This window comes from Morganella sp. GD04133 (assembly GCF_029835375.1).
GTDB lineage: Bacteria > Pseudomonadota > Gammaproteobacteria > Enterobacterales > Enterobacteriaceae > Morganella > Morganella morganii_B.
Genome location: NZ_JAODZS010000061.1, coordinates 1 through 11,604, shown reverse-complemented (window position 1 = coordinate 11,604; position 11,604 = coordinate 1). Strand labels below are relative to the sequence as shown.

Annotated in this window: 20 protein-coding genes and 1 pseudogene; 14 read left to right on the top strand and 7 right to left on the bottom strand. The window is 45.7% G+C overall.

All coding sequences use genetic code 11. The features are described from left to right. The 3 genes and pseudogenes from N7387_RS20420 to N7387_RS20410 all read right to left on the bottom strand — a co-directional run. Positions 1-511: pseudogene (locus N7387_RS20420) on the bottom strand (hypothetical protein); the annotation flags it as partial. Positions 512-523: 12 nt separating this feature from the next. Next, entirely contained in the window at positions 524-808 is a 285-nt protein-coding gene (locus N7387_RS20415) for a hypothetical protein (protein WP_279800841.1), read from the bottom strand. Positions 809-819: 11 nt separating this feature from the next. Further along, a complete protein-coding gene (locus N7387_RS20410) occupies positions 820-1,152 on the bottom strand; it encodes a hypothetical protein (RefSeq protein ID WP_279800840.1) in 333 nt (110 codons plus the stop codon). A 257-nt stretch (positions 1,153-1,409) separates the two neighbouring features. Between N7387_RS20410 and N7387_RS20405 the strand changes: the two genes are divergently transcribed. After that, on the top strand, positions 1,410-1,628 hold the full coding sequence (locus N7387_RS20405) for a hypothetical protein (RefSeq protein ID WP_279800839.1): 219 nt from the start codon (positions 1,410-1,412) through the stop codon (positions 1,626-1,628). Here the strand turns inward: N7387_RS20405 and N7387_RS20400 are convergent. After that, complete coding sequence (locus N7387_RS20400) at positions 1,621-1,935, bottom strand: hypothetical protein (RefSeq protein WP_279800838.1); 315 nt, start codon at positions 1,933-1,935, stop codon at positions 1,621-1,623. The two genes, N7387_RS20405 and N7387_RS20400, sit on opposite strands and share 8 nt — an antisense overlap. Positions 1,936-2,372: 437 nt before the next feature. After that, positions 2,373-2,768: a helix-turn-helix domain-containing protein gene (locus tag N7387_RS20395; RefSeq protein ID WP_279800837.1), complete on the bottom strand. Its 396-nt coding sequence runs from the start codon at positions 2,766-2,768 to the stop codon at positions 2,373-2,375. Positions 2,769-2,879: 111 nt separating this feature from the next. On the opposite strand from N7387_RS20395, the gene N7387_RS20390 reads away from it, so the two are divergent. The 13 genes from N7387_RS20390 to N7387_RS20325 all read left to right on the top strand — a co-directional run bounded on the left by N7387_RS20390 (position 2,880) and on the right by N7387_RS20325 (position 10,427). Continuing rightward, complete coding sequence (locus N7387_RS20390) at positions 2,880-3,101, top strand: YdaS family helix-turn-helix protein (protein WP_279800836.1); 222 nt, start codon at positions 2,880-2,882, stop codon at positions 3,099-3,101. Between the two features lie 76 nt (positions 3,102-3,177). Continuing rightward, on the top strand, positions 3,178-3,651 hold the full coding sequence (locus N7387_RS21425; RefSeq protein ID WP_347815247.1) for a YdaS family helix-turn-helix protein: 474 nt from the start codon (positions 3,178-3,180) through the stop codon (positions 3,649-3,651). A gap of 34 nt (positions 3,652-3,685) precedes the next feature. After that, the gene (locus tag N7387_RS20375) at positions 3,686-4,129 is read left to right on the top strand and encodes a toxin YdaT family protein (RefSeq protein WP_279800835.1); all 444 of its coding nucleotides are present in this window, start codon (positions 3,686-3,688) and stop codon (positions 4,127-4,129) included. Between the two features lie 31 nt (positions 4,130-4,160). Next, complete coding sequence (locus N7387_RS20370) at positions 4,161-4,421, top strand: hypothetical protein (protein WP_279800834.1); 261 nt, start codon at positions 4,161-4,163, stop codon at positions 4,419-4,421. 201 nt (positions 4,422-4,622) lie between these two features. Then, positions 4,623-5,606 (top strand): helix-turn-helix domain-containing protein, encoded by a 984-nt coding sequence (locus N7387_RS20365; protein WP_279800833.1) that lies wholly within the window; start codon positions 4,623-4,625, stop codon positions 5,604-5,606. Further along, the gene (locus N7387_RS20360; RefSeq protein ID WP_279800832.1) at positions 5,603-6,355 is read left to right on the top strand and encodes a replication protein P; all 753 of its coding nucleotides are present in this window, start codon (positions 5,603-5,605) and stop codon (positions 6,353-6,355) included. Before N7387_RS20365 ends, N7387_RS20360 begins: the two co-directional genes overlap by 4 nt. Next, positions 6,352-6,600, top strand: coding sequence for a hypothetical protein (locus N7387_RS20355; protein ID WP_279800831.1), 249 nt, complete (start codon positions 6,352-6,354; stop codon positions 6,598-6,600). The genes N7387_RS20360 and N7387_RS20355 overlap by 4 nt, the downstream gene beginning before the upstream one ends. Beyond that, a complete protein-coding gene (locus tag N7387_RS20350) occupies positions 6,600-8,099 on the top strand; it encodes a phage N-6-adenine-methyltransferase (protein WP_279800830.1) in 1,500 nt (499 codons plus the stop codon). Before N7387_RS20355 ends, N7387_RS20350 begins: the two co-directional genes overlap by 1 nt. Then, the gene (locus tag N7387_RS20345; RefSeq protein WP_279800829.1) at positions 8,099-8,500 is read left to right on the top strand and encodes a hypothetical protein; all 402 of its coding nucleotides are present in this window, start codon (positions 8,099-8,101) and stop codon (positions 8,498-8,500) included. The genes N7387_RS20350 and N7387_RS20345 overlap by 1 nt, the downstream gene beginning before the upstream one ends. After that, positions 8,493-8,831, top strand: coding sequence for a hypothetical protein (locus N7387_RS20340; RefSeq protein ID WP_108943335.1), 339 nt, complete (start codon positions 8,493-8,495; stop codon positions 8,829-8,831). Before N7387_RS20345 ends, N7387_RS20340 begins: the two co-directional genes overlap by 8 nt. Before the next feature lie 91 nt (positions 8,832-8,922). Beyond that, positions 8,923-9,516 carry a DUF1367 family protein gene (locus tag N7387_RS20335; protein ID WP_279800828.1) on the top strand — a complete coding sequence of 198 codons (594 nt, stop codon included), beginning with the start codon at positions 8,923-8,925 and terminating at the stop codon, positions 9,514-9,516. Between the two features lie 12 nt (positions 9,517-9,528). After that, positions 9,529-9,840: a Ref family recombination enhancement nuclease gene (locus N7387_RS20330; protein ID WP_279800827.1), complete on the top strand. Its 312-nt coding sequence runs from the start codon at positions 9,529-9,531 to the stop codon at positions 9,838-9,840. 29 nt (positions 9,841-9,869) lie between these two features. Continuing rightward, positions 9,870-10,427: a DUF1133 family protein gene (locus N7387_RS20325; protein WP_279800826.1), complete on the top strand. Its 558-nt coding sequence runs from the start codon at positions 9,870-9,872 to the stop codon at positions 10,425-10,427. A gap of 386 nt (positions 10,428-10,813) precedes the next feature. On the opposite strand, the gene N7387_RS20320 is transcribed toward N7387_RS20325, so the two are convergent. After that, complete coding sequence (locus N7387_RS20320) at positions 10,814-11,281, bottom strand: hypothetical protein (protein ID WP_279800825.1); 468 nt, start codon at positions 11,279-11,281, stop codon at positions 10,814-10,816. Next, a complete protein-coding gene (locus N7387_RS20315) occupies positions 11,278-11,442 on the bottom strand; it encodes a hypothetical protein (protein WP_279800824.1) in 165 nt (54 codons plus the stop codon). Before N7387_RS20315 ends, N7387_RS20320 begins: the two co-directional genes overlap by 4 nt. Positions 11,443-11,604 lie beyond the last annotated feature (162 nt).

Below are 11,604 nucleotides of genomic sequence, written 5' to 3'. Positions count from 1 at the left end.
TCATAACAGCGTTTACCAATGCTTCCAGATCCTGTTCATTCAGAAGAGAAACTGTGCGTGTCGCTGCAATACCTTTTGCGATATTCCGGAGTTGTGGATATTCGTCACTTTCGTGCACAAAGGTTACGGCACTACTGTATTCACTACGGGTGAATTGTGTTCTTTCATACAACATAATTGCCGCAATACGGACGACTGGTGCCGTTTTTGCAAACACGACAATTTCTTCTTCACGCTTCTGCCAGTCGGTGCCGTTGAACTCGTACTCTTTGGCAAAATGTTCATCAAAGCTGTCGCCGGTCGGTGCCGGATTGCCTGCCTGAGCTTCGCAGACTATTGCCCCCGCCACATCAAATTTCCCCGTATTCTCCGGATAGGTTTCTTCCAGCATCACAGCAGCCATTGCTCTGGCCATCTTTTCAGAATTGGCGGAAATAGTGATTGCAACAGTTACAGCGCCGTCTTTAAGTGCAGCATCTATAGGGTTAAATGCACAGATATAATTGGTCATTGGTCTTGCCTTTTATAAAATTCCTTTGCGATAATCTTTTTCTAACAAAGTTTCTTTACTACAAACTTCGATAGAGCCTTTCAATAATTCTCGGTTAGCCTTACCAATTGGGTTATCAGATCGAAGATCTAACTCCTTTAATGGACAAGACATTGAATCGTGTCGACTAATAATCTCTTGGCGTTTTCTATCAACACGCGCAATAACTTCGTCAAAGTGTTCGCCACAAGAGATAAATCCGCGATACTCATACGCCTCATGTTCATCTATCTCTTTTTTACACAATGAACATTTCATGAAATTACCTCCTAATAAGGGATTTCTTCATCTTCTTTGGATATTACCTCACCCTCCAGGCATAGCAGCGCCTGTATCTGGTCTTCCAGTAATCCGGTTTTGGCTGTTGCATCAGCAAGGATCTTGTTTTGTTCTGCACGTAAGCTGTCAATTTCGGCCTGAATTAAATCAAATTTGCTGACTAAGGGGGCAGGTAATTCAAGCTGGTGTTCGGCAACAGGGAAGCCCATACCGTCAGTCGCTTTGAATTTGTGGGTGTATACTGAATACGCGATACTTCCGTCGAACTGCTTTTGGGCATGGACGTAAAGCGTGACTTTGAGTGTTTCAGGTTGTGCTTTCATAGCAACTCCTTTAAAATGATGTTTCCAATGATTCGTCATTGGTCTTGCCTCTTCTGACGGTTGGTCCCGTCAGTGGAACTCCGGATTAGCTTTGGTCGGCGACGCCGGGTAAAAGAACCCACTTCGGTGGGTTTTTTTACGTCTTAAATCCGGTGCCTGATTATTTATCCTCATCAGGCGGCTGAGGTTCCTGCATTCCGCAACGCAAGGAATCTGTGTATAATTCAGTTACCGCAACGTATTTAAGGAACTGAATTATGGATAATAAAAATCGTGAACAGCAATTAGATGCTCAGCATATTTTGTTAAAAGCTATTTTTAATGTGTTAACCTCAGAACAAAGGGAAGAAGTTAAACATCAAATTAGACATTTAAGTCAGGCTGCAAGGTATCCTCACTTACTGACATCTTTCCAATCAGAAACCGCAATTGAAGACGCAGAAAAAGCCGCTTTGGATTTACTCCGCCTTATGTGAAGCTGTCACCCAATTCGTAGTTACGGGCATTCGATTTAATCAGGGTCGTCATTTCTGCATTCATGGCGGCGTCATATTTGTTGATATCTTCAATTAATTTACGCCCTTCATGCAGTACCTTTAATCGCGTGTAGATATACGCTTCTGCCAGCATGTCCACTTTGTCTTTGATATCATCAAGGCTGGATCCCGCCTCAATCATTTTAGGGATCATGCTCGTGGATAGGATATTAACGTCACTCATTACAAAGCCAACGTAATCCTTTATTTCCTGCTCTCTGCTTTTGGTGCTATCGGTTTCTTTCATATAACCCCCGTTTTGATTAGATCCCCGTCTTTCCGGGGTGTCAGGTTCTGGTACTGCTCTTGCCTCGCTCCCTTACCATTTTCATGGTTAGCTTTGGTCGTTAATGCATGCCTGGTGTTGGCGTAAATTCGTGAACGCTTTATCCTGAATACCCGCTGTGGGGTTTTATTGTTTACCCCGCCGTCATGTTCATATGCCTCAGGCTGGCTACTTAACCCTTGCGGTACCTGAGTAACTCGAAGTATTGCTCTGGTGTTATCCGGTCGGGTAGGTTGATGCGAGAAGATTACAATAAAAAACTGTTAACAGTCAACAGTTATTTATTGTTGATTTGAGCGCGAAGAATGCGACTTGGAAATTTTGATTAACTTGATAAAGTTAAGGTGAGAAAATCCGGCACTGTGGCCGGATGAAATACTCAAATTTGTGGTGGGTTTTTATGCTCTGCGGCCTCTTTTTTCCATCCAGCGAGCAATAGTTTCTTCCATTTCCTCTTTTTTATCTTTCATTTCTTTAAGGATTTTTTTCTGATCATCTTCAGGGAATGCATCAAACGTTTGTAGCAATTCACGTTGACTATTGGTCATCGGTATCTGTGGGGTTGATGATTGCTCGTTATCATCAGGTGGCATCATAAACCAATATGCGGGGTGTCCTGTCACTTCAACTAATTTATCTAAGCTTGCAGGCTTAGGACTGGCTTTACCATGAACCCACTGCTGTACGGTTTGCTGAGTAACCCCAATTCTTCGAGCGAGCTCAGCCTGGCTCCATCCTTGTTCTGTCAGGAGTCTGCTGATTCTGTACATGGAAATCTCAATTGCTTTCATCATTCTTAAATTCTACCGATAAAAACTGTTAAATTCTCCACAATAAATAACTGTTGATTGCCAACAGTATTTTACTGTAATATCAATTCTGCCTACTTACTTAGGGATAAAAAAATGAGAGCTGAAATTAAACAAAAAATCACAAGCACACTCTCCCAGGCTGAGATTGGCCGAAAGCTAGGGTGTGCACAACAAACGGTTTTTCACTGGTTAAACTATCGTGTTCCGGCTGGTCGGGTCATTCCGCTGTGCGAACTAATGAACTGGCAGATTACCCCTCATGATCTGAGGCCTGATTTATATCCACACCCTACGGATGGAACTGGTAATCAATAATCACATCCGCTTTGATTGGGATATTAACGACTAATCAAAATGAAAACTGATTTTTAATAATCAATTTGGAGGTTTTATGCGCAATGTTACAAGAGAAATTATTAGACGTGCTGCGAGTATCGCGGGGTCTCAAATTCAATTATCACGCGAAATAGGCGTAACTCCATGCACAATTAGGACATGGTTTAATCGTGGTACGGACGCTGGATCAAGATTGCTTATGGCAATTGAGTACGCTACGGGTGGGCAAATAACAGCATCTCAAATCATTGATGCTATTGCTCAGAACGAAAATATGAAAATAAAACGTATTCTTAATAATGAAACTGGTGACTGTAAAAACGCTTTAGAAAAAGCAATAAAAATAGCGGGTAATGCTGGTGTTCTTGCTCGACGCATAGGGGTTTCCCATCAAGCTATTCACATTTGGAAGGTTCAATTTAATTCGAGAATACCAGAAAAAAGAGTTCTTAAAATATATACGGCAACGGGAGTAACACCACACGAAATGAGGCCGGATCTTTATCCTAATCCTAATGATGGAATTTAACGACCGAATAGATTTTGCGACAGGAGACGCAGGTATGGAAATTGATATTAATTTGCTCAGGAAAGAAGTTGAAATCTGGGCCTCAGAACGAGGACAGGAACATGTAGCAATCGAAGTCAGCAGGGCTTATTTTGGATTATGTTCTGAAGCTAAGACTCGGTTATTGCCGATTGAAGATGAGCATGGATGTGTAAACTGGAAAGCTATAAATAACAATCGTCAACAAATTTTCCGCTGGTTACGTAGTGATTCAAAAGCAGCTAAGGCTAAGTTTGATGAGCTTGTACCCGCAGTTATGGAAATATTACCTACTAAATACAGATTGAGCCTTGATCAGGGTGCAATAAATAACTTAGTATCGATAGCGATAAAAGAATTTGCAGAAGCTATTACTGAAACATTGTTAGGTAGTCGTGACATGTCACGGCAAATCACTAACGCTGTGGTGGCTCTTAATGCGATTCAAATCCGCGCCTGACCAGCGTGTAACCATACAAAGGCAAGACCAAATGATGAAGATACCCTCGTATCGTGACGGCATTTGCCCGATCGATAGTCCAGATATATTTCAAGAAATTCAACATGCTTATTATGGCCGCTATGCAGTGGTTGTATTCGCATACCATCAATTTAACCAACAAACAAACATTAAACCTATTAAAGAATTTGCGGTGGCGATCAGCGAAACTCTTTTGGGCAGTCGTGACATGTCACACTGCATATCAAAAGCGGTAACCGCATTAAATGCGATGCGCATGACCAGCGTATGAGCAAGAGGCAAAGACCAATGATGAATACAACCGAAAAAATTACATACTGTAACGGATTCAGGCGTAATGGCGATCCGGCAGAGATTGACACCATACGCCCTATATTTGATGAGAGGCGCTCGGTAGCGTTTAAGGCATGGCGTGAGCTGACACGAAATCAGAATACACCTCGTGATATTGCCGGGACACGGGGGGTGCAACGTGAGCAGTAAATTACATGGTTTGGTCTGGGAGGGGTGTGCGTTTGCCGGACTAAGTTTATCGCGTGTTGCGGTTATGGCCCGACTGGCTGATTTTGCCAGTGATGAGGGCATAAGCTGGCCTGCGGTGGAAACAATCCGTCGTCAAATTGGTGCTAAAAGCGTAAATACGGTTACTGCGGCGATAAAGGAACTGGAGCGTGATAATTGGTTAACAAAGCAGGAGAGAAAATCCGGGAATCGCAACCTGAGCAATGTATACCGCATCAATGTTGAAAAGCTGGAGCAGGTTTCCTATGCAGCCAGGAAGCATTACCGCAGAGTATCTACTCCGAAAAGTCCCCCCCCAAATTTTGAGGGGGCAATAATTGAGGGGGCAACTGTTGGTGGATCAAATATTGAAAAAACAGGGGCGATTAACCCCCCAATGGTTGGCCCCGATCCGTCATTAAAAACAGATCCGTCAGATAAAAGATCTTATTGTCCGGACGCTACGCTGTCGGACGACAGCAACACGTCACCTGATAGTGATTTTATTTCACGTCATCCGGAGGCTGCGGTGTTCAGTGCCGGAAAACGGCAATGGGGTACGGATGAGGATTTGCAGTGCGCACAGTGGATTTGGCGAAAGATACTGACGTTGTATGAGCAGGCAGCGGAGACTGACGGTGAAGTTTCACGGCCTAAAGAGCCGTCATGGACACAATGGGCAAACGACATACGTCTGATGCGCGGACAGGATGGACGCACACATCGTCAGATTTGTGAGATGTTCGGACGGGTAAACCGGGATGCGTTCTGGTGCCGGAACATACTGAGTCCGGGAAAACTCCGTCAGCAGTGGGACAAACTCAGTTTGAAATTTTCCGTTTTACCGTCAGACCGACAACACGGTTCCGGGGGGCGTGAAAATCTGGATTTCAGCAACACAAACTGGATTGACGGTATCGAAGATGATCTGGTCAACGCGGGGGTATTACCATGAAACCGGTTAGCGTCGATACTCATGTAAAAACTATTCAGACAAAGGGATTTGCCACCTCTCCCGTGGTACCGCAGGAGCAACAGAGCAGGGAACAACTAAAAAATTTTATCTCCGGCCAGTTCAACGGTCTGTTTACGCAGTTGTGTGTGATATTTCCCGGATTCAGGTCGACTGTACGCACACAGGCTGAGTTTGACGAAATGCGCCGCCAGTGGGTACTGGCTATGCTGGAAGGAGGAATTCATACCCGCGAACAGATTAATGCTGGTCTGCGTCTTGCCAGGAGGCAGGGTAGTGACTTTGTTCCCGGATGTGGAAAATTTGTCTCATGGTGCAGAGATGGCATTCAGGAAGCATCAGGGTTACCTGCTGTAGACGAGGTGATGCGTGAATTTGACCGCTACAGTGCGAACCGGGGGTTTTATCCGACAGCTGAAGCATTCCCTTGGAAAACCGCGATCATGTACCAGATTATACCGGAGGCACACCGCCGGATGAGGCAGTATAGCCAGACGAGAACTGAGGTTAGAAACGCGGTCATAAAGGTATTACGGTACTGGTTAAAGCAAGTTCAGGACGGTAAACCGATCCCCCCTGTTGTAGCACAAATTGAAAACCGTAATGAGAGTCGCCAAGCATCCGTATCTGAGGTGATAGACAAAGACGGAAGCTATCGAGAGAAAGGGCTTGAGATGCTGAAAGAAATCAGACATCGGGTTTTGCACAACAGTACCGGGAGGACCGTATGATCATGCGTTCAGAAAGCAAAGAAATTTATGGTGTAAGTGTATTCCCGGTGCTGGCTGTCCTGCATCAAATCCGCCGGTGGTGGGTACTGCGTGACCTGAAAGATCACTGGAACAGCCGCCATAAGGTGAACAGTATTTGCCGCCGCCATGGCTGGGATGATCTCATTCGGTTCCAAAATATCGAGCGGCAGTATTTCATGACCCGCGCCACAGCTAAACGCTACCAGCGCGAGGGGGTTATCTGATGATCAATATAGTCAGCTTCTCCGGTGGTCGCACATCGGCATATCTGGTTCACCTGATGGAACAGAAACGGGTCAGTGAAAACCTGAATGTGAAATACGTTTTCATGGATACCGGCGCGGAGCATCCGAAAACCTATGAATTCATCCGTAACGTGGTCAAACACTGGAATATTGACCTGGTGTGTTTACGTCTGGTTGTTGATCCGAAACTCGGGAACGGGAACAGCTACCGCGTGATGAATGCTGATGAAATATGTGCAGATCTGCAACCTTGGGTTGATGCCTGCGGTAAATATGGCACTCCTTATGTGCATGGTGCGTTTTGTACACGGACAATGAAGCTGGAGCCGTTCGAGCGGTATTGCAAAGAAAATTACCCTGATGGATATCACTCCTGGCTCGGGATACGGGCAGATGAGCCACGCCGGTTAAAACCCCGTGATGGTGTGTCATATCTGGCGGATATCAGTGATTTTGATAAACAGGACATTCTCAACTGGTGGAAGGAACAGCTATTTGATCTGGCTATTCCTGAACACCTCGGAAACTGTGTGTTCTGCATTAAGAAAGGGATAAACAAAATTGCGCTGGCCGCCCGTGACGAACCAGGGATGGCAGCACAGTTCATGGACGTAATCACTTCCGATACTGTCCGTGTCGTCGAACGCCGCCAGCAGGAAAATAAAATCATGTACCGGGGTAATAACTCGCTCGAGAGCATTATCGCTATGTTTTCAGATCAGACTCGTGACGATATCGCTGCAACGATACGCGGGGCCGGCGGTTATGACTCAGGATCATGTTCCGAATCCTGTGAGGCATTGATTTGTGATGTGGTGGAAACTCCGGATCTGCGTTCTGATTACGTGATTGCGCTGGAAGAGCTGCGCAACAAGCCCGCCCACATGCTGAAAGAGGTCGGTGACCAGTGGCGGACGCCTGATGCACTGTACTGGGGTATCAACGCGAAGTTCGGCCCGTTCACTCTCGACCTGTTTACAGATGGTCAGAACAGCAAATGCCCTGATTATTATACTGCTGAAGATAACGCACTCACACAGGACTGGTCAGAAAAGCTGAAAGAACTGGGCGGGGCAGCATACGGTAACCCGCCATATTCCCGCAGTAGTTATCACGATAAACAGGCCGTAACTGGTGTTCGTAACATCATGGAACACGCTCAGGCTATGCGTGAGAAAGGTGGCCGGTATGTTTTCCTGCTGAAAGCAGCAACGAGCGAAGTGTGGTGGCCGGAATGGGCAGATCATGTTGCATTCATCCGCGGGCGTATCGGGTTCGATTTACCGGACTGGTTTGTGCCGGCGGATGAAAAACAGAAACCGTCAGGTGCTTTCTTTGCCGGTGCGGTTGTCATCCTGGATAAGGACTGGCAGGGAGACAAAATCAGTTATATCAGCCGCGACGAGCTGATCGCCATCGGTGAACTGTTTATGCAGCAAGCGCACTGGCTGGTGGAGAAAACAGGGGAGGCTGCGTGATGATGCTCTATACCCAAATTGCAACAGAGATTCCGGCTGGTACGGAGATAACCCGCAAGTATATTCAGGAAAAATACAATATTAACCGTGATCAGGTACAAGCGGTAATCAGTGTACTGCTCAAAACAGGAGCTGTGAAGGTGACGGAATGGCGCGGAAAATTGCGGCATGCCTTTGAAGTATTACCATGTGCCGGGGAGGTGACCCGTGCATACGAAAAGAAAACTGCATCCTGGAACAGGCCGGCGGAGAGGAAAAGTAAACCTCTGACTCCTCGATCAATGGATCGCACTGATATAGCCGAGTATCAGTTTACGGAGAAACAAAACCGGCTGATATCTGAATTCACAGCGGCTCAGCGGGAACTGAGAAAATCAAATGGAGTGTATCTCAATGGCTAAGTCCCCGGCAGAACGCAAAGCCGCACAGAGAGCGCGGCAAAAGAAAACCGGTATCGTCAAACTTGAACTGCTGGTGGATGAGCAGGAACTGGAAATGCTGCAGCGCAATTGTGCGTTGCGGCGGCCAGGCCGGGAACCTTATGAACTGAACGAGTACCTGACGATGCTCATCAGAATCGATGACCGGTCGCTAAAATCTGAAATTGAGGAACTGAGTAAGAAAACATGCCGGAAATGTGGCGAAAAATTGCCTGTGTCGGAATGCTGTATGGCAGGTGATGCTGAGTGCTGGAATACACTCGGATGGCATGATTTAAAGCTCCGCATATAATTAGCAATATTCATTATATCAATGTATTATTCAGGTGCTGGCCTGAACAACCAGCATCCTGAATACCCGCTGTGCCACCGGAGATATTTACATGGCACAGCATAGCTTTATCAAACTCCCCAACGATACTCTTGCGCCTGCAAATCCGGCAGCAAGGGATTATCTGCATTCAAAAGTTAAGTGCGGTGATGTGCTGTCAGCAGACTTTAGAAAGGCACGTAACCCACGATTTCATCGTAAATACTTCGCACTCCTGAACCTCGGTTATGAATATTGGGAACCGGTCGGCGGTACCATTTCGCCGGAAGAAAAAGAACTGGTTCGCGGGTATGTGAAATTCCTCGCTTATTACACGGACAATGACGATGCTCTGCAGTCAGCGGCTGACGTCTATCTTGATGATGTAGCACAAAAACGCGCGCAGAATATTACCGCGACAAAATCCTTTGACGCTTTCCGCTCCTGGGCTATCGAGCAGGCCGGCCAGTATGACACCTACGAAATGCCTGACGGCAGCCTGCGCCGTGTCGCCAAATCAATCAGCTTTGCCAAAATGGACGATCTACAGTTTGGCGAACTCTATAAATCCACGCTTGATGTGCTGTGGAACTTCATTCTGTACCGCAATTTTTCCACTCAACAGGCCGCTGAGAACGCGGCAGCACAGTTATTAGATTTTACCTGAGAGGCAAGACCAATGACCAAATCAAAGACCAAAGCAGAGCAGCAGTGGCTGTCAGATGTGGCAGAACTCGGTTGTATTTGTTGTCGTAACGCCGGATACGGATACAGCCCGGCAGAAATTCATCACATTCGCTCCGGCCAGGGGGCGGGACAAAGGGCGGATCATTATTCGGTTCTCCCCTTATGCCCACGACATCATCGGGCATGTTACGAAACAGGGTTTCATGCCGCACCGGCAACATGGCAGCGGCTTCACGGCAGCGAACGTGAATTGCTGGAACAGGTAAAACAGGACGTAAGAGAACTGCGGTTATGCCGGGTCTGATGAATTTTAATTATTTGTGAGGTGGTACGATGATTTATCCCGATACATGTGGCAAAGGCGACGAGCATTTAAGATTACGGACATTAGAGAGCACCTGGATCAGAGGTAAGCTAAAAATGTGGGGACGCTGGGCGGCATTCAGTGAAGAACCTGAAGCGGCAGGAATTTTCAACCGGTTACTTTCCGGTGCGGTAATCTCACAAAAAGCATTAAAAGAAGCGATAAAGAAAATGCAAACCACTGGTTTATCGGAGGAGCAATTACAGCTTTTTTTAGAAGAGTTTGCCGATAAAAAATCATTAAGCAGCATGTGGTTTTGCACTGATGCGGAAGGTGGCCGGATGGATAAGGTTATCTGTGCTGTGTTTGAAAATAACCCAGCATTACTTGGAATGATTAAGCAGCACTATGTGTATAAAAAATCCAGATATAGAATTGCTGATGAATTAAGCGAAAAGCACCCAGAAAAATCACTGTCTACATATCGCAGGCGTGTAGCGGCGTGGCTATCTGTTGCGGAGTATATGCTGTACCTGCCGATGTGTGATGAGTTTGATCATAAAGGACACTACACGAATAAATCTTGACATTTTGAACAATGAAGTTAATATTTTCGTATATGCTGCGCGAAGCTTTAAACGCAAAGCAGCGAAAAGAATACAAAACCTCGCCAAGTGCGGGGTTTTTTATTGCCTGAAATCCAACTTGTAACGATAACTTACAGGTTGAACTCTCCGGAACGTCGGGATAGTTCATATTTCAACTGTGAAAAAACTTCTCGTAGTTCAAAATATCGCAGCCCTTCAGTCCCAACAGATAAATATTCCAAAGGTCGCCTTGTGCGGCCTTTTTCATATACGCCGCCACAGTATCAATCACCTCGTTATCACTTAACACAAGAGCTGTGTACGGCTTTTTCTTATGGCAACAAAAAGAGCATTATGGCGTGACAAGTTCATCGCCAGATGATGAGCTATTGTTTTTTCTTAAATGTTATACCTGAAAAAAAGGCGATGGATTTTTCCAGTGTACTCAGGGTAAATTCGTGATCTATACCAAAATCATCCTGGTAAGAAATTTCAGCAATTCTGTACAGTGACCACCAAGGAATAAGATCATCTTTTTGAATAAGAGTGAGCGCATTTGTTAGTTTCTCATCGGAATCAAAGGTGGCTTGAACGGTATAAAGATTTAAATATGCGACAGACTGCTTTCTGGCATTTTCAGCTGTTTTTTCTAACGGCCAGGCCATTCGTACTGCGGTAATAGTTGCTATGCACAGCCCCAGGAAAATATTATTGCCCAGACTGCCGATAACAGATGACCCGAGAAGCAACAATAAGAAAGAAAGGATCTTATCGATTCTGTTAAAAGTAACACTCACAATAGAATTAAGTTTGTAGGAAAAATAAATTTGTTGGAGTAGCTGTTCCCGGGTCATGATCTATCCTTTTGGTTTGAGTTATTTCCTCCGTTTTGTGTGCCGGAGGACTTACCTGTTTGCTGAGATTGCTGCTGTTTTGCTTGCTCATAGATTGCTTTTGCAAGACCTGATGGCATGCTATCTCCAGTTGGTGTTCCTGCTGCTTTTTTATCGCTCATGTGTTTCCCTTTTTGAATTGTTACGTTTGGCGATTTAACAATATCAGATAGGGATTAGCGCTGCCAGTCGCTTAACTGGCACTTATCACCAGGCTGCGCATTGCGTGGCCTTTTTTATTGCTTTCCCGCCGCTGGTGGGATTACCCGAACAGTGCCGCATAA